The organism is Pseudomonas sp. GL-R-26, assembly GCF_019947365.1.
In the GTDB taxonomy this organism is placed as follows: Bacteria; Pseudomonadota; Gammaproteobacteria; order Pseudomonadales; family Pseudomonadaceae; genus Aquipseudomonas.
Genome location: NZ_JAGYGI010000023.1, coordinates 17,473 through 33,200 on the forward strand (window position 1 = coordinate 17,473; position 15,728 = coordinate 33,200).

19 protein-coding genes, 1 tRNA gene and 1 pseudogene are annotated in these 15,728 nt (G+C 57.9%); 20 read left to right on the plus strand and 1 reads right to left on the minus strand.

The genetic code is table 11. The features are described from left to right. The first annotated feature begins 554 nt into the window (after nt 1–554). The gene (locus KGA96_RS21680) at nt 555–980 is read left to right on the plus strand and encodes an HIT domain-containing protein (RefSeq protein WP_046042371.1); all 426 of its coding nucleotides are present in this window, start codon (nt 555–557) and stop codon (nt 978–980) included. A gap of 3 nt (nt 981–983) precedes the next feature. Continuing rightward, nucleotides 984–1,190: a SlyX family protein gene (locus KGA96_RS21685; protein WP_008052459.1), complete on the plus strand. Its 207-nt coding sequence runs from the start codon at nt 984–986 to the stop codon at nt 1,188–1,190. Between the two features lie 64 nt (nt 1,191–1,254). Here KGA96_RS21685 and KGA96_RS29765 read toward each other — a convergent pair whose 3' ends face one another. Next, on the minus strand, nt 1,255–1,857 hold the full coding sequence (locus KGA96_RS29765; protein ID WP_008052457.1) for a cold-shock protein: 603 nt from the start codon (nt 1,855–1,857) through the stop codon (nt 1,255–1,257). A 254-nt stretch (nt 1,858–2,111) separates the two neighbouring features. Between KGA96_RS29765 and KGA96_RS21695 the strand changes: the two are divergent. The 18 genes and pseudogenes from KGA96_RS21695 to KGA96_RS21780 form a co-directional block, all read left to right on the plus strand. After that, nucleotides 2,112–2,180 (plus strand): annotated as a pseudogene (locus KGA96_RS21695) (DNA starvation/stationary phase protection protein); the annotation flags it as partial. A 216-nt stretch (nt 2,181–2,396) separates the two neighbouring features. After that, complete coding sequence (locus tag KGA96_RS21700) at nt 2,397–2,732, plus strand: ribbon-helix-helix domain-containing protein (RefSeq protein WP_080925346.1); 336 nt, start codon at nt 2,397–2,399, stop codon at nt 2,730–2,732. Between the two features lie 136 nt (nt 2,733–2,868). Continuing rightward, nucleotides 2,869–3,090: an FmdB family zinc ribbon protein gene (locus KGA96_RS21705; protein ID WP_032829812.1), complete on the plus strand. Its 222-nt coding sequence runs from the start codon at nt 2,869–2,871 to the stop codon at nt 3,088–3,090. A gap of 121 nt (nt 3,091–3,211) precedes the next feature. Further along, the gene (gene aspS / locus KGA96_RS21710) at nt 3,212–4,987 is read left to right on the plus strand and encodes an aspartate--tRNA ligase (RefSeq protein WP_046042205.1); all 1,776 of its coding nucleotides are present in this window, start codon (nt 3,212–3,214) and stop codon (nt 4,985–4,987) included. A 128-nt stretch (nt 4,988–5,115) separates the two neighbouring features. Next, nucleotides 5,116–5,862, plus strand: coding sequence for a YebC/PmpR family DNA-binding transcriptional regulator (locus KGA96_RS21715; protein ID WP_046042206.1), 747 nt, complete (start codon nt 5,116–5,118; stop codon nt 5,860–5,862). A gap of 158 nt (nt 5,863–6,020) precedes the next feature. Then, nucleotides 6,021–6,545, plus strand: a complete 525-nt coding sequence (gene ruvC, locus KGA96_RS21720) for a crossover junction endodeoxyribonuclease RuvC (RefSeq protein ID WP_046042207.1) — start codon at nt 6,021–6,023, stop codon at nt 6,543–6,545. Nucleotides 6,546–6,659: 114 nt separating this feature from the next. Next, complete coding sequence (gene ruvA, locus KGA96_RS21725) at nt 6,660–7,268, plus strand: Holliday junction branch migration protein RuvA (protein ID WP_008052450.1); 609 nt, start codon at nt 6,660–6,662, stop codon at nt 7,266–7,268. Further along, nucleotides 7,269–8,330 carry a Holliday junction branch migration DNA helicase RuvB gene (gene ruvB, locus KGA96_RS21730; protein WP_046042209.1) on the plus strand — a complete coding sequence of 354 codons (1,062 nt, stop codon included), beginning with the start codon at nt 7,269–7,271 and terminating at the stop codon, nt 8,328–8,330. Between the two features lie 127 nt (nt 8,331–8,457). Next, nucleotides 8,458–8,925, plus strand: a complete 468-nt coding sequence (gene ybgC, locus KGA96_RS21735) for a tol-pal system-associated acyl-CoA thioesterase (RefSeq protein WP_008052449.1) — start codon at nt 8,458–8,460, stop codon at nt 8,923–8,925. After that, complete coding sequence (gene tolQ, locus KGA96_RS21740) at nt 8,915–9,610, plus strand: protein TolQ (protein ID WP_008147369.1); 696 nt, start codon at nt 8,915–8,917, stop codon at nt 9,608–9,610. Before ybgC ends, tolQ begins: the two co-directional genes overlap by 11 nt. Before the next feature lie 23 nt (nt 9,611–9,633). Then, a complete protein-coding gene (tolR, locus tag KGA96_RS21745) occupies nt 9,634–10,086 on the plus strand; it encodes a protein TolR (protein ID WP_162135951.1) in 453 nt (150 codons plus the stop codon). After that, nucleotides 10,086–11,165 (plus strand): cell envelope integrity protein TolA, encoded by a 1,080-nt coding sequence (tolA, locus tag KGA96_RS21750; protein WP_046042213.1) that lies wholly within the window; start codon nt 10,086–10,088, stop codon nt 11,163–11,165. Before tolR ends, tolA begins: the two co-directional genes overlap by 1 nt. A gap of 17 nt (nt 11,166–11,182) precedes the next feature. Then, nucleotides 11,183–12,463 carry a Tol-Pal system beta propeller repeat protein TolB gene (tolB, locus tag KGA96_RS21755; protein ID WP_167362903.1) on the plus strand — a complete coding sequence of 427 codons (1,281 nt, stop codon included), beginning with the start codon at nt 11,183–11,185 and terminating at the stop codon, nt 12,461–12,463. A gap of 52 nt (nt 12,464–12,515) precedes the next feature. Further along, complete coding sequence (gene pal, locus KGA96_RS21760) at nt 12,516–13,013, plus strand: peptidoglycan-associated lipoprotein Pal (protein ID WP_003178634.1); 498 nt, start codon at nt 12,516–12,518, stop codon at nt 13,011–13,013. Nucleotides 13,014–13,019: 6 nt separating this feature from the next. Further along, nucleotides 13,020–13,859 carry a tol-pal system protein YbgF gene (ybgF, locus tag KGA96_RS21765; RefSeq protein WP_046042214.1) on the plus strand — a complete coding sequence of 280 codons (840 nt, stop codon included), beginning with the start codon at nt 13,020–13,022 and terminating at the stop codon, nt 13,857–13,859. A 166-nt stretch (nt 13,860–14,025) separates the two neighbouring features. After that, nucleotides 14,026–14,673 (plus strand): 7-carboxy-7-deazaguanine synthase QueE, encoded by a 648-nt coding sequence (gene queE / locus KGA96_RS21770; protein ID WP_007995628.1) that lies wholly within the window; start codon nt 14,026–14,028, stop codon nt 14,671–14,673. A 1-nt stretch (nt 14,674) separates the two neighbouring features. Beyond that, the gene (gene queC, locus KGA96_RS21775) at nt 14,675–15,367 is read left to right on the plus strand and encodes a 7-cyano-7-deazaguanine synthase QueC (RefSeq protein WP_046042216.1); all 693 of its coding nucleotides are present in this window, start codon (nt 14,675–14,677) and stop codon (nt 15,365–15,367) included. 63 nt (nt 15,368–15,430) lie between these two features. Then, nucleotides 15,431–15,506 (plus strand) — tRNA-Lys (locus tag KGA96_RS21780). Nucleotides 15,507–15,728: the final 222 nt, after the last annotated feature.

The window sequence follows — 15,728 nt, forward strand, 5'->3', positions numbered from 1 at the left end:
AATGCAACAAGCGTGCACAAATTCGTGTTTTGTTACGCTTTTTTTCCAGTTGACTGCCAAGTGCTGTAAAAACCTCATAAAACCGGGGGTTCAAGCGCTTTTAGTTTTGGCTTGACGCCTTGCCTGGCATCATGTTGCGCCCCTTTCATCGACAGCCTGGCAATCAGAAATGTTACCGGTTCACCCCACCACTGAGTAAATGGCGGATGTCGAAGCGTTCAGCGTAGACCCACTGTGCGGTTTTGGTGCAAAAAAATTTTAGCCTTGTATTGAATTCATCTCTGTCGGCCGCTTGCCTGAAGCGAGCTCTTTCTTGCTGGTCAGTCATTTCGGCGTTTTTTGCCTGCTATTCGGTTCTGTAATGGTGCGCGGCAGCGAAAATCGTCCCATCCGGGGGCGGCTGTCATCTTTTCGCTGGCGCTCGTGGCCTCGATGCAAGGTTCGCCGTGAAGCGTGCGCCGTTCGCAGGTATGCTGCCGTCCGGTCGCTTGGTGCGCTGTTCCGTCAGGATGGGCGCTAAGCTGAAAAATGATGACCCGGCGGGAGTACGCGCAGTGTTCGCTTTAGATCCACGACTTCAACAAGACACGTTACCGATCGGGGACTTTCCGCTCTGCCGGTTGCTGCTGTCCAACGATTCGAACTATCCCTGGTTCATCCTGGTACCTCGTCGCGAGGCTATCAGCGAGATATTTCAGTTGGATGTCGCAGAACAGCAACAGCTTTGGCAGGAAACAACTGCGCTGTCGCAAGTGCTCAAGGACGCGTTCGATGCGGACAAGTTGAATGTGGCGGCGCTGGGCAATGTCGTCAGTCAGTTGCACATGCATGTGATTGTGCGCAAGCGTGAAGATGCTGCCTGGCCTGCACCGGTATGGGGTAAGCATCCTGCAAAACCCTACAGTTCGGAGCAGATCGCCGCGATTCGCGAACGTTTGCGCTTGATTTTGGCCGATGACTTTACGTTTCTGGAGGGCTGAATCATGAGCCTGGAAGAACGCGTTACCGAGCTTGAAAGCCGTCTGGCGTTTCAGGATGACACCATCCAGGCATTGAACGATGTGCTGGTGGCGCAGCAGCGGGTGGTCGAGCGTCTGCAGCTGCAAATGGCCGCGCTGCTCAAGCGGCAGGAGGAAATGGTCGGGCAGTTCGAGTCATTCGAAGAAGAAGCACCGCCGCCGCACTATTAAGCACGTTGCAGGCATGAAAAAACCGCGGACAGCTGGGCTGTGCGCGGTTTTTTTTGGCCTTGAATCAGCGGCGCGGCAGTGCGGCGATCACATCTTCGGCTTGCAGGCCCTTGTCACGATTCATGACGGAGAACTCCACGCGCTGGCCTTCGACCAGGACGCGGTGGCCTTCACCGCGAATGGCCCGGAAGTGGACGAAGATATCGTCGCCGGAATCGCGGGAGATGAAGCCGAAGCCTTTGGACGTATTGAACCACTTGACGGTACCGGTATCGCGGTTGCTCATGTCGTAGCTTGGCGAGGCGGCAGCTGGTGACGACTTGTAGAAGCTGATGCCCAGGTGCAGGGCAACGGCGATCAGGGCTGCGACCAGGCTGAACAGTACGGCGGGTTGACCGGCGATGACGGGCATCGGTGCGATCAGCGTCAGGGTTTGCAGGACCACGCTCAGCACCAGCAGGGCGCTGACCAGGTTTTGCAGTTGGTGGCGCGGGCCTTTGTTCCAGTAAGGGATGACAGGCGCAAGTGTGAGATTGAGCAGGCCGAAAAAGGCCAGGTACAGTGCGTCAGGTTGTTGCAGGTAAGGTAGGGCTTCGGATTGCAGGCTAGGGATGAAGGACAGCAGCAAGGCCGCTGCGCCTATCAACAGATGGACGATTTTCAACATTTTGATTAACTCACGTTAAGACAGCTCACAAGGAAGAGCTGATGGCGCACGGTTCGCTTCAAGATAATAAAGAGGCGTTGGACACGTACCCGGTATCAGCCTATGCGCCGTGCCCGGAAAAAATAGGCACTGGCGACACGCTGTCTATTTAACAGCAAAGCCGCAGGCTACTCAAATCAGGGCGTCCGGCGGCTCTTTTGGGGGCAAATTGCCGCAGGTTGCCCCAAGTTACGGGACTGCGGTACCTATCTATGGCCGATTTGCTGACCCGGCGTATGCAGGTGCATGAAAAAACGGCATGGATGCTTCGCGCTCTTCTTTCCTACACAATTCCATACGGTGCTTCTGAAGGGGGCATCGCTTTGCTGCGTGGGAAAATGTCCGGAGTAGGACGTTCTCCAGGGTCTGCCAAAAGTTGTTGGCTTATCCTACGTCGAGGGTCATAAAGTCGGCTGGAAAATACCTTTGCATCTGCGTTTTTATAAGTCGACAGACAGTTGCGCTTAAAGAAACCAGGATGGCAAAGGAGTGTCAGCGTTATGGTTTATGAAAGGCAAGAAGAGGGGCGATGCGGTTCGCACAAGGATGTAAGGGTTGATCCGTTTGTTCGCGAGTTCGATATGGGGCTGGCCCAGCCCTTGTCCCGCTCCGTACGATTGAATGGCTTCGCCACCTGTTTGCGGCTTGAGCAGGTTTATTGGGATATTTTGGGGGAGATGGCCCGGGTCAATGGTTGCTCGGTCAATAACCTGCTGTCTCATGTGGATCGCGAAGTTCACTTGCGTCACGGCGGGGTAAGGAACTTCAGTGGATTGGTGCGGGTTGTCTGTGTCGTGCACAGTCTCAAGAAAGGGGGTTGCATCGCCACGGCCTAGTCTGGACGGCGAAAGCAGCAGAGTGTCGGTCTGTGCAGTCTTACGGCTGCACAGGCCGCATTTAATGGATATAATCCCGCTCTTTGCCGCAAAACCCTGCGTGTGCGGTAGCAATCTGATCGCCGAGACAACCTCCATGCCGATGTACGATTATCAATGTGCTTCCTGTGGTCATCAGTTGGAAGCCATTCAAAAGATCAGCGATGCACCGCTGGTCGACTGCCCTGCCTGTCAGGCGCCAGAGCTTAAAAAGTTGCTGTCCATGCCGGGCTTCCGCCTCAGCGGCACGGGTTGGTACGAAACCGATTTCAAGACCGGTTCCAAGAAGAACCTGGCCGGCGGCGACAAAGCTGACTAAGGCCCGGCCCCTGAGTTGTGACCTGAGTTGAACGACACGCGTGGGTTCTTGCATCATCCTGTAGCGGATGTGCCCAAGGCCTCCAACCGAATTTCGAATTACGAGAAGTGAAACCACGACCATGATGCGCAGCCATTATTGCGGCCAACTGAACGAAAGCCTGGACGGCCAGGAAATTACCCTTTGCGGATGGGTCCACCGTCGCCGTGACCACGGTGGGGTGATTTTCCTCGATATCCGTGATCGTGATGGTCTGGCCCAGGTCGTGTTCGATCCGGACCGCGCTGAAACCTTCGCCGCTGCCGATCGCGTGCGCAGCGAGTACGTCGTGAAGATCACCGGCAAGGTTCGCCTGCGTCCGGCCGGTGCGACCAACGCCAACATGGCGTCGGGCATGATCGAAGTCCTGGGCTACGAACTGGAAGTGCTGAACGAGTCGGAAACCCCGCCGTTCCCGTTGAACGAGTTCTCCGACGTCGGCGAAGAAACCCGCCTGCGCTATCGCTTCCTCGACCTGCGTCGCCCGGAAATGGCCGAGAAGCTACGTCTGCGTTCGCGCATGACCACCAGCATCCGCCGCTTCCTGGACGAGAACGGCTTCCTCGACGTCGAGACGCCGATCCTGACCCGTGCCACCCCGGAAGGCGCACGCGACTACCTCGTGCCGAGCCGAACTCATGCCGGTTCGTTCTTCGCCTTGCCGCAATCGCCGCAGCTGTTCAAGCAACTGCTGATGGTGGCCGGCTTCGATCGTTACTACCAGATTGCCAAGTGCTTCCGTGACGAAGACCTGCGTGCCGACCGCCAGCCGGAATTCACCCAGATTGACATCGAGACCAGCTTCCTCGATGAAAAAGAGATCATGGGCCTGACCGAGCAAATGATCCGCAACCTGTTCAAGGAAGTGCTGGGCCTGGAGTTCGGCGAGTTCCCGCACATGACCTTCGAAGAAGCCATGCGCCGCTACGGTTCCGACAAGCCAGACCTGCGTAACCCGCTGGAACTGGTGGACGTTGCCGATCAGCTCAAGGAAGTCGACTTCAAGGTGTTCAGCGGCCCGGCCAATGACCCTAAATGCCGCATCGCCGCACTGCGCGTGCCTGGCGGCGCGAGCATGCCGCGCAAGCAGATCGACGACTACACCAAGTTTGTCGGCATCTACGGCGCCAAGGGCCTGGCGTACATCAAGGTCAACGAGCGCGCGAATGGCGTTGACGGCCTGCAATCTCCGATCGTGAAGAACATCCCTGAAGCCAACCTCAACGTGATCCTGGATCGTGTTGGTGCAGTTGACGGCGACATCGTGTTCTTCGGTGCCGACAAGGCCAAGATCGTCAGCGAAGCGTTGGGCGCATTGCGCATCAAGCTCGGTCACGACCTGAGCCTGCTGACCTGCGAATGGGCTCCGATGTGGGTCGTTGACTTCCCTATGTTCGAAGAGAACGACGACGGCAGCTTCAGCGCCTTGCACCACCCGTTCACCGCGCCGAAGTGCTCCCCGGCGGAGTTGGAAGTCAACCCGGCGGGCGCTCTTTCCCGTGCCTACGACATGGTGTTGAACGGCACCGAGCTGGGTGGCGGTTCGATTCGTATCCACCGCAAAGAGATGCAACAAGCGGTCTTCCGCCTGTTGGGCATCAACGAAGCGGAACAGGAAGAGAAATTCGGCTTCCTGCTCGACGCCCTGAAATACGGCGCGCCGCCGCACGGTGGCCTGGCCTTCGGCCTGGACCGTCTGGTGATGCTGATGACCGGCGCCCAGTCGATCCGTGAAGTGATCGCCTTCCCGAAAACCCAGAGCGCGGCAGATGTCATGACTCAGGCTCCGGGCCAGGTAGATGCCAAGGCATTGCGCGAACTGCACATTCGTCTGCGCGAAACGCCTAAGGCCGAGTAAGGCTGACCTGAAGGGCGCATCTGCGGATGCGCCCTTTCTTTATAGATAGAGCTGTTCAAGATTTTTGTTTGCCGGCTGGCGCAATACAGCGCAGCGGGCAATGTTTCAAAGAGAATTCGGAGCGAGTTATGGCAGGTCATTCCAAGTGGGCGAACATCAAGCACCGCAAAGAACGTCAGGATGCCAAAAAAGGCAAGATTTTCACCAAGTGGATTCGTGAGCTGACTGTCGCGGCCCGCCAGGGCGGCGGTGATCCAGGTTCCAACCCGCGTCTGCGCCTGGCGTTGGACAAGGCCCTTGGCGCGAACATGAGTCGCGACATCATCGATCGGGCAGTCGCCCGTGGTGCCGGTGCCGCCGATACCGACGACATGGTCGAGCTGACCTACGAAGGCTACGGCCCGGGTGGCGTCGCAGTGATGGTCGAGTGCATGACCGACAACCGTAATCGCACCGCCGCCGCTGTTCGCCACGCGTTCAGCAAATGTGGCGGCAACCTCGGGACTGACGGTTCGGTGGCCTATCTTTTCGAACGCAAGGGGCAGATCTCCTTCGCTGCTGGCGTTGACGAAGACGCACTGATGGAAGCCGCCATGGAAGCCGACGCCGATGACGTGGTGACCAACGAAGACGGTTCGATCGACGTTTTCACCTCGTTTGCCGGGTTCTATTCCGTGCGTAACGCACTGGAAGCGGCGGGTTTCAAAGGTGACGACGCGGAAATCGTCATGCTGCCGACCACCAGCGCCGAGCTCGATCTGGAAGGCGCCGAGAAAGTCCTCAAGCTGATCGACATGCTCGAAGACCTGGATGACGTGCAAAACGTCTACTCCAATGCGGACATCCCGGAGTCGGTGGCGGCACAGCTCGGTTAAGGGCGACCAGGATTCATTGTGGGGGCGAGCCTGCTCGCGAATGCGGAATTTCAGGCAGCATCGTTGCTGAATATGAAGCCGCTTTCGCGAGCAGGCTCGCTCCCACATTTGTTATTCGTTGTATTGAATTTCGTGCTTTTACTTAACCCGCAGGCGTTATGACTTTAATTCTTGGTATCGACCCCGGTTCGCGCATCACCGGTTACGGTGTGGTTCGTGATACCGGCCGTGGCTGTGAGTACGTCGCTTCCGGTTGTATTCGCACCGGTGCCGGCGAGCTGCATGAACGTCTGCAGATTGTCTACCGCGGGGTGCGGGAGATCATTCAGACTTACCATCCGGTGACCATGGGGATCGAAAAGGTGTTCATGGCCCGTAACGCCGATTCCGCCCTGAAACTGGGGCAGGCCCGTGGCGCCGCCATTGTGGCGGGCGCGGAAGAAAACCTGGAAATTGCCGAATACTCCGCGACCCAGGTCAAGCAAGCGGTGGTTGGCACCGGTGCGGCTAATAAAGAGCAAGTGCAGATGATGGTCATGCACATGCTGAAATTGACCAGCAAACCCCAGATCGATGCGTCGGACGCCCTGGCGATTGCGATCTGCCATGCTCATACCCGCTCCAGTCTGCTGCCCCACGGTCTGGGTGCTGCACGCAGTCGTGGCGGGCGTCTGCGTCTCTGATAGCATCAGCAATCATTTTCATGGAGTGAGGGCGTTCCGCCTGGGTTGTCGGCGGTAATCCCTCGCTCTATCAGTCGCTGGCCAAGAGCTGGCCAACGCTCAAGGATTTGTAACGTGATTGGACGTTTGCGCGGCACCCTGGCTGAGAAGCAGCCTCCCCATCTGATTCTGGATGTAAATGGCCTGGGCTATGAACTTGAAGTGCCCATGACGACCCTGTACCGCTTGCCGTCGGTCGGTGAGCCGCTAACCTTGCATACCCATTTGGTCGTGCGCGAAGACGCACAGTTACTCTATGGTTTTGTCGGCAAGCGTGAGCGCGATTTTTTTCGCGAATTGATCCGCCTCAACGGCGTCGGACCGAAACTGGCCCTGGCCTTGATGTCGAGCCTGGAAGTCGATGAACTGGTTCGTTGCGTACAGTCCCAGGACACTTCGGCGTTGACCAAGGTCCCGGGCGTCGGCAAGAAAACCGCCGAGCGCTTGCTGGTGGAGCTCAAGGATCGCTTCAAGGCCTGGGAAACCGTACCGGCCATGTTCGCCCTGGTGCCGAACCAGCCGGATGGACCGGCTCCGGTGAACACTGCCGAGACTGACGCCGTCAGCGCCTTGATTTCCCTGGGCTACAAGCCACAGGAAGCGAGCAAGGCGGTGTCTGCGATCAAGGAGAAAGATTTGAGCAGTGAAGACATGATCCGCCGCGCCTTGAAGGGAATGATCTAAGTGATTGAAGCTGATCGTCTGATCGCTGCCACGCACAGCCCGCGTGAGCGCGAAGAAGTCCAGGACCGCGCCATTCGCCCGGTCAGCCTGGCCGAATACATTGGCCAGCCGACCGTTCGCGAGCAGATGGAGTTGTTCATTCAGGCCGCTCGCGGTCGTAACGAATCCCTGGATCACACGTTGATCTTCGGGCCGCCCGGCCTGGGCAAGACCACCCTTGCCAACATCATCGCCCAGGAAATGGGCGTGTCGATCAAGAGCACCTCGGGGCCGGTGCTGGAGCGCCCCGGTGACCTGGCGGCGCTGTTGACCAACCTTGAGCCCCACGATGTGCTGTTCATCGACGAAATCCATCGCCTGTCGCCCATCGTCGAAGAGGTGCTGTACCCGGCCATGGAGGATTTCCAGCTCGACATCATGATCGGTGAGGGGCCGGCCGCGCGTTCGATCAAGCTGGATCTGCCGCCGTTCACCCTGGTCGGCGCAACGACGCGGGCGGGGATGCTGACCAACCCGTTGCGTGACCGTTTCGGTATCGTCCAGCGTCTTGAGTTCTACAATACCGCCGACCTGTCGACGATTGTCAGTCGTTCGGCGAGCATCCTCGGTTTGCCGCTGGACCCGGAAGGTGCTTTCGAAATCGCCCGACGTGCCCGTGGCACCCCACGAATCGCCAACCGTTTGCTGCGCCGGGTGCGCGACTTCGCCGAAGTTCGCGCCAAGGGCCACATCACGAAGCCGATTGCCGACCTGGCGCTGAACCTGCTGGACGTCGACGAGCGGGGCTTCGACCACCAGGACCGGCGTCTGTTGTTGACCATGATCGAAAAGTTCGACGGTGGGCCAGTCGGGGTCGACAGCTTGGCCGCCGCCATCAGCGAAGAGCGTCACACCATTGAAGACGTGCTGGAGCCTTACCTGATCCAGCAGGGCTACATCATGCGCACGCCACGGGGGCGGGTGGTGACGCGGCATGCCTACCTGCATTTCGGTTTAAACATTCCGTCACGATTGGGCGAAATGCCCGTGGTAGACGAGTTTCTCGATGCCGCTGACGATTAATTAACATTGCGTGCTGATTTTTTCGGGCAATGTAGGGTCCCAGGACCGTACTTTCACGTGAAAGCCGCAGAACAATGAAAAACAGTTGCCATGCCGGATTGGCAACCTGAGGAGTAAGCACTAGAGTATGCGCGCGCAAAACGGGCTTGAGCCTTTCGCACATCGCTGTCGCGTTTATTACGAGGACACCGATGCGGGGGGCATCGTGTATTACGTTAATTACCTCAAGTTTATGGAACGGGCTCGAACCGAGCGGCTACGAGATCTGGGCTTTGCCCAATCCACGCTTGCCGGCGAGGACCTGTTGTTCGTCGTGCATTCCAGCGAAGCGCGCTACCACGCGCCGGCGCGACTGGATGACGAACTGCTGGTAAGCGCTGAAGTAATCGAATTGAACCGTGCCAGCCTGCGCTTCAAGCAGCAGGTCAGGCGGGCAACGGATAATGTGCTGCTCTGCGAAGGGCAGTTTCTGGTGGCCTGTGTGCGCACTGAAAGTTTGAAACCCCGGGCCATTCCCGAAGCTCTACGAGCGGCCTTTGCCGACGTGAGCGGCGCGGGTACACACTCAAAGCAGGAGATAAAGCGTGGAAGCTAACGTCGTCGACCATTCCTCCATGTGGAGCCTGGTCAGCAATGCCAGTATCGTGGTGCAACTGGTAATGCTGATCCTGGTAGCCGCATCGGTGACCTCGTGGATCATGATCTTTCAGCGCAGCAACCTGCTGCGCGCCGGTCGACGTGCCCTGGAGAGCTTCGAAGAGCGCTTCTGGTCGGGTATCGACCTGTCCAAACTGTACCGTCAGGCCGGCAGCAATCCGGACCCTGATTCGGGCGTCGAGCAAATCTTCCGTGCCGGCTTCAAGGAATTCTCCCGTCTGCGCCAGCAGCCAGGCGTTGACCCGGAAGCGGTCATGGAAGGCGTGGCCCGTGCCATGCGCGTCGCCATTTCCCGCGAAGAAGAAAAGCTCGAGCAGAGCCTGCCCTTCCTGGCCACCGTTGGTTCCGTCAGCCCGTACATCGGTCTGTTCGGTACGGTCTGGGGCATCATGAACTCCTTCCGTGGCTTGGCGACCGCCCAGCAAGCGACCCTGGCCACTGTGGCCCCGGGTATCGCCGAAGCACTGATCGCCACGGCCATCGGTCTGTTTGCCGCGATCCCTGCCGTAATCGCTTACAACCGTTTTGCTGCTCGCAGCGAAACCCTGCTGGGCCGCTACTACACCTTCGCCGACGAGTTCCAGGCGATCCTGCACCGCAAAGTGCACACCAGCGAAGAATAAGCAGGTAATTTCCAATGGCTTTAATCGCTCGAGCTCGCAAAAAGCGCAAGCCGGTCGCCGAGATGAACGTGGTGCCTTACATCGACGTGATGTTGGTGCTGCTGGTGATCTTCATGGTGACCGCGCCGATGCTCAATCAGGGCGTGAAAGTTGATCTGCCCAAGGTTTCCAGCGAAGCCTTGCCGCAGGACAACAACACACAGGTCCTGACCATTTCCATCAAATCCGACAAGACCTACTACTGGAACCTTGGCAGCGAAGTCGACACCGAAAAGCAGCAGGATCGGGCCATGACCCTGCCGCAGATGACTGACGCGGTGACCAAGATCATTCGCGTCGGCAACGAAGGCGGCAAGCGTACCCAGGTCTTCATTCGCGGCGACAAGAGTGTCGATTACGGTTCCGTCATGGGGGCCATGGGCGGGTTGCAGAAAGCCGGGGTCGGTAATGTTGGCTTGATTACCGAGGCGCCCTGATGCAGCAACAGCGAGAGCCGTCCGCCTCGGAAAGCTACTTCTGGCCTAGTGTCTGGGCGATTGGCTTGCACGTGCTGGTGTTCGGCATGCTGTTCGTCAGTTTTGCCTTTACCCCGGAACTGCCGCCGGCCAAGCCGATTGTCCAGGCGACCTTGTACCAGCTGAAATCGAAAAGTCGGGCGACCACCCAGACCAATCAGAAGATTGCCGGTGAAGCGCAGAAATCTGCTGCGCGTCAGACCGAAGTCGAGCAGATGGAACAGAAAAAGGTCGAGCAGGAAGCGGTGAAGGCTGCGGAACAAAAGAAAGAAGAGGCGGCTCAAAAGGCCGAAGAAGCCAAGAAGGCCGACGAGGCGAAGAAAGCGGACGAGGCGAAAAAGGCTGATGAAGCCAAGAAAGCCGACGATGCGAAGAAAACCGCGGAAGCCAAGAAGGCAGAAGAGAAACAATTGGCTGATATAGCCAAGAAGAAAGCTGAAGAAGAAGCCAAGAAAGCTGCGGAAGAAGAGGCCAAGAAAGCGGCCGCTGAAGAAGCCAAGAAAAAGATCGTCGAAGACGCGAAGAAGAAAGCCGCGGAAGACGCCAAGAAGAAAGCTGAAGCTGAAGAGGCGAAGAAGAAAGTCGCCGAGGAAGCGAAGAAGAAAGCTACCGCCGATGCTGCGAAGAAGAAATCGCAGGACGCGGCGCGTAAATCCGCCGAAGACAAAAAGGCCCAGGCCCTGGCAGATTTGCTTTCCGACACGCCGCAGCGTCAGCAGGCCTTGGCCGATGAGCAGGGCGACGAAGTCGCCGGCAGTTTCGATGACCTGATTCGTGCGCGTGCAGCGGAAGGCTGGGCTCGTCCACCTTCGGCGCGCAAGGGCATGACGGTCGTGTTGCAAATCGGCATGTTGCCGGACGGTACGGTGACTTCGGTCAGCGTGTCCAAGTCCAGTGGCGACGGTCCGTTTGACGCCTCGGCTGTTGCAGCGGTGAAGAATATTGGACGTTTGACAGAAATGCAGGGAATGAAGCCGAGTGATTTCGCTCCGTATCGTTCATTCAAGATGACATTCACACCTGAGGATCTAGCCTTGTGAGAAACCTTCTTCGAGGAATGCTGGTCGTTATCTGCTGCATGGCAGGGATGGCGATGGCAGATGAGAAAAACATTCTGGTTACCAGTGGCAGCGATCGGGCGACCCCGATCGCCGTAGTACCGTTCGGCTTCCAGGGCGGTAGCGTGCTGCCGGACGATATGGCGGAAATCATCGGTAACGACCTGCGCAACTCGGGTTACTACTCGCCGCTTCCAAAGCAGAACATGATCAGCCAGCCGAGCCAGGCCAGCGAAATCATCTTCCGTGACTTCAAGGCGCTGGGTGCCCAGTACGTCATGGTCGGCAGCATTGTGCCGGCGGGCGGTCGCCTGCAGGTGCAATACGCACTGTTCAACGTGGCCACCGAGCAGCAAGTGCTGACCGGCAGCGTGTCGGGCGGCGTTGATCAGTTGCGCGACATGGCGCACTACATCTCCGACCAGTCGTTCGAAAAGCTCACGGGTATCAAGGGTGCCTTCTCGACTCGCCTGCTGTACGTAACGGCCGAGCGTTTCTCCGAGAACAATACTCGCTATACCCTGCAACGTTCGGACTACGACGGTGCTCGCGCCGTGACCCTGCTGCAGTCGCGCGAGCCGATCCTGTCGCCGCGTTTCGCACCGGATGGCAAGCGCATCGCTTATGTCTCCTTCGAGCAGAAGCGTCCACGCATCTTCATGCAGAACATCGACACCGGTCGCCGTGAGCAGATCACTAACTTCGAAGGCCTGAACGGCGCGCCAGCCTGGTCGCCGGATGGCAATCGCCTGGCGTTCGTACTGTCGAAAGACGGCAACCCGGACATCTATGTGATGAACCTGGGCTCGCGTCAGATCAGCCGCGTTACCAACGGTCCCGGCATCAATACCGAACCGTTCTGGGGCAAGGATGGCTCGACCATCTACTTCACGTCCGACCGTGGCGGCAAGCCGCAGATCTACAAGACCAGTGCCGGTGGTGGCGGTGCCGAACGCGTGACTTTCGTCGGTAACTACAACGCCAACCCTAAACTGTCGGCTGATGAAAAGACGCTTGTCATGATTCACCGTCAGGATGGCTTCACCAATTTCAAGGTGGCGGCCCAGGATTTGCAGCGCGGTAGCGTAAAAATCCTCACTGATAGCACTCTGGACGAGTCGCCTACTGTCGCGCCCAACGGCACCATGGTAATCTACGCCACCCGCCAGCAGGGCCGGGGAGTCTTGATGCTCGTGTCCATCAATGGACGCGTAAGGCTCCCGCTTCCTACCGCACAAGGCGAAGTCAGAGAACCTTCCTGGTCCCCTTACCTGAACTGACGCGGCGCTATACGTTGTACTTAACACACTGGGGTTCATTAGGAGTTTCACGATGGAAATGCTGAAGTTTGGTAAATTTGCTGCGCTGGCACTGGCCATGGCTGTAGCTGTAGGTTGCTCGTCCAAAGGCGGCGACAATGCCGGTGAAGGCGCGGTAGATCCAAACGCTGGTTACGGCGCAAACACTGGTGCAGTTGACGGCTCCCTGAGCGAAGAAGCTGCACTGCGCGCTATCACCACTTTCTACTTCGAATACGACAGTTCGGACCTGAAGCCAGAAGCCATGCGCGCTCTGGACGTTCACGCCAAAGACCTGAAAGCAAACGGCGCTCGCGTTGTTCTGGAAGGCAACACCGACGAACGTGGTACTCGTGAGTACAACATGGCACTGGGCGAGCGTCGTGCGAAAGCCGTTCAGCGCTACCTGGTACTGCAAGGTGTTTCCCCAGCTCAGCTGGAACTGGTTTCCTACGGCGAAGAGCGTCCAGTTGCTACCGGCAACGACGAGCAGTCCTGGGCTCAAAACCGTCGCGTCGAACTGCGTAAGTAATTCGTCATGCGAACGTGCCGTCGTGCTGTAACTGTCTTGGCTCTCAGCCTCGCGCCGCTTGCGGTGTGGGCTGCGGTTCCTGTGGTCGATAATGACTCCGGCTATAACAATAGCGGGAGTAGTTATCCGCCTGCAGGTTACGGTACGAACGGCGCCTATGCCGGGGGAGGGGTTTCGGCCCCTGTCTCGGCACAGGGCGAGCTGTTCAACCAACTGCAATCAATGCAGCAACAGATCGAGCGCCAGCAAGGTGCGATCGAAGTTCTGCAAAATGATGTAGCGCGCATGAAGCAGGAAAACCTGGAGCGATACCAGGATCTTGATCGGCGCATAGGAACCGGCGTTGCACCAGCCGCGACTCCTGAAAATTCTTCCACCGGTGGTGATATGAATGCCGCTGGTGCAGCAGCAGGTGCGGCAGCTGGCGCAGCCGCTGCTCAAGCACCTGCCGCGGGTAGCGAACCGGCGGATCCGGCGAAGGAAAAGCTCTATTACGATGCTGCCTTCGACCTGATCAAGGCCAAGGACTTCGACAAGGCCAGTCAGGCTTTTTCCGCTTTCCTGCGCAAGTACCCGAACAGCCAGTATGCGGGCAACGCCCAGTACTGGTTGGGCGAAGTGAACCTGGCCAAAGGCGATCTGCAAGGCGCAGGTCAGGCATTTGCCAAGGTTTCGCAGCTGTATCCCAAGCACGCGAAAGTGCCGGACTCGCTGTACAAGCTCGCTGACGTAGAGCGTCGCCTGGGTCATACCGACCGGGTCAAAGGCATTCTGCAGCAGGTGGTGTCCCAATATCCGGGCACTTCCGCCGCTCAGCTGGCCCAGCGCGATCTGCAAAAAATGTAAGCCTGCTTGATCCGTTTCAAAGAAACCCGCGCTTGTCGCGGGTTTTTTCGTTAGAATTCACGCCCTTTTTATGAAACACGCTTTTAGGGGCCTGCGCTTTGCCGGGGTTCCTTCAAGTGCCTGACGGAGGCGGACAGCCTGTTTAGCTGTTACGCCCGTGGCGACTATGCAAGACACATTGAGAATCACCGAAGTTTTCTACTCGTTGCAGGGAGAAACGCGGACTGCTGGCCTGCCCACTGTTTTTGTGCGCCTGACCGGTTGCCCTCTGCGTTGCCAATACTGCGACAGCGCCTATGCGTTCACAGGCGGAACCATCCGCACGCTCGATGACATCCTCGAGCAAGTTGCCGGTTTTCGCCCGCGATACGTCTGCGTCACGGGCGGCGAGCCCCTGGCTCAGCCCAACGCCATTCCCTTGCTCAAGCGCTTGTGTGACGCCGGTTACGAAGTGTCACTGGAAACCAGTGGCTCCATCGATATTTCGGCAGTAGATTCCCGGGTCAGCCGCGTTGTCGACCTGAAAACCCCGGGTTCGAAGGAAGCGCACCGCAATCGCTACGAAAACATCGAGCTGCTCACGCCTAATGATCAGGTGAAGTTTGTCATCTGTTCGCGAGAGGACTATGACTGGTCCGTTTCCAAGCTGATCCAGTACGGTCTGGATCAGCGTGCCGGTGAAGTCCTGTTTTCACCAAGTCACCATGATCTCAATGCTCGGGATCTGGCGGACTGGGTGGTGGCGGACAACCTGCCAGTGCGTTTGCAATTGCAGCTGCATAAATATCTATGGAATGACGAGCCGGGGCGCTGAAATGACTGAACAACTCAATACTGCTGAAAAACGTGCGGTCATCCTGCTGTCCGGTGGCCTGGACTCGGCGACTGTCGTGGCCATGGCCCGTGCCGAAGGCTACAGCTGCTACACCATGAGCTTCGACTACGGTCAGCGCTCTCACGCCGAACTGTACGCCGCCGAGCGTGTGGCGCGGGATCTGGGTGTGGTCGAGCACAAGGTAATCGGTCTGAACCTGAACGGCATGGGCGGCTCGGCCCTGACCGACACCAGCATCGATATTCCGGAAGAGTTGGGTGAAGGCATTCCCGTGACGTACGTGCCTGCGCGTAACACGGTGTTCCTGTCCCTGGCCCTGGGCTGGGCAGAGGTACTCGGCGCACGGGACATCTTCATCGGCGTCAACGCGGTGGATTACTCCGGTTACCCGGACTGCCGTCCTGAGTTCATCGAGTCGTTCGAGCGCATGGCCAACCTGGCAACCAAGGCCGGTGTCGAAGGCAATGGCTTCCGCATTCAGGCGCCTCTGCAGAACCTGAGCAAGGCGCAGATCGTTGAGGCTGGCGTGAAGCTGGGCGTCAATTACGGGATGACCGTTTCCTGCTATCAAGCTGACGATAACGGCCGTGCGTGTGGCAAATGCGACAGCTGCCGACTGCGTGCGGAAGGCTTTGCGGCGGCCGGAATCAGTGATCCAACCCCTTATTTTTGATTTATTTCAAAATAGGTGTTGAATAGTCCTTAAAAATCAGTATTATACGCGCCACCACACAGCGGGTCGTTAGCTCAGTTGGTAGAGCAGTTGGCTTTTAACCAATTGGTCGTAGGTTCGAATCCCACACGACCCACCATTTTTGTAGCAGTTTTAAAAGTCTGGAAGGCCCACGCAAGTGAGGATTTCCGGATTTTTTTTTGCCTGCAATAAAGCAGAGCGACCGAAGCTGCGCCCACTGCGCGGTGGCGATGGATGAGTCGTTCAGCAGGCGCTTGGTTAGGTAAGTGTTTCGTCTGGCGGTGACCTGGCTGCGTTGATGCTCGATTTGCGGGCCACATGAGTCATTGACGAGGGCATC

Excerpts from the sequence above, each read along its gene's own strand:
- KGA96_RS21685 (WP_008052459.1), top strand. The coding sequence starts at position 984 with ATGAGCCTGGAAGAACGCGTTACCGAGCTTGAAAGCCGTCTGGCGTTT.
- KGA96_RS29765 (WP_008052457.1), bottom strand. The coding sequence starts at position 1,857 with ATGTTGAAAATCGTCCATCTGTTGATAGGCGCAGCGGCCTTGCTGCTG.
- KGA96_RS21700 (WP_080925346.1), top strand. The coding sequence starts at position 2,397 with ATGGTTTATGAAAGGCAAGAAGAGGGGCGATGCGGTTCGCACAAGGAT.
- KGA96_RS21705 (WP_032829812.1), top strand. The coding sequence starts at position 2,869 with ATGCCGATGTACGATTATCAATGTGCTTCCTGTGGTCATCAGTTGGAA.
- aspS (WP_046042205.1), top strand. The coding sequence starts at position 3,212 with ATGATGCGCAGCCATTATTGCGGCCAACTGAACGAAAGCCTGGACGGC.
- KGA96_RS21715 (WP_046042206.1), top strand. The coding sequence starts at position 5,116 with ATGGCAGGTCATTCCAAGTGGGCGAACATCAAGCACCGCAAAGAACGT.
- ruvC (WP_046042207.1), top strand. The coding sequence starts at position 6,021 with ATGACTTTAATTCTTGGTATCGACCCCGGTTCGCGCATCACCGGTTAC.
- ybgC (WP_008052449.1), top strand. The coding sequence starts at position 8,458 with ATGCGCGCGCAAAACGGGCTTGAGCCTTTCGCACATCGCTGTCGCGTT.
- tolA (WP_046042213.1), top strand. The coding sequence starts at position 10,086 with ATGCAGCAACAGCGAGAGCCGTCCGCCTCGGAAAGCTACTTCTGGCCT.
- tolB (WP_167362903.1), top strand. The coding sequence starts at position 11,183 with ATGCTGGTCGTTATCTGCTGCATGGCAGGGATGGCGATGGCAGATGAG.
- pal (WP_003178634.1), top strand. The coding sequence starts at position 12,516 with ATGGAAATGCTGAAGTTTGGTAAATTTGCTGCGCTGGCACTGGCCATG.
- ybgF (WP_046042214.1), top strand. The coding sequence starts at position 13,020 with ATGCGAACGTGCCGTCGTGCTGTAACTGTCTTGGCTCTCAGCCTCGCG.
- queE (WP_007995628.1), top strand. The coding sequence starts at position 14,026 with ATGCAAGACACATTGAGAATCACCGAAGTTTTCTACTCGTTGCAGGGA.
- queC (WP_046042216.1), top strand. The coding sequence starts at position 14,675 with ATGACTGAACAACTCAATACTGCTGAAAAACGTGCGGTCATCCTGCTG.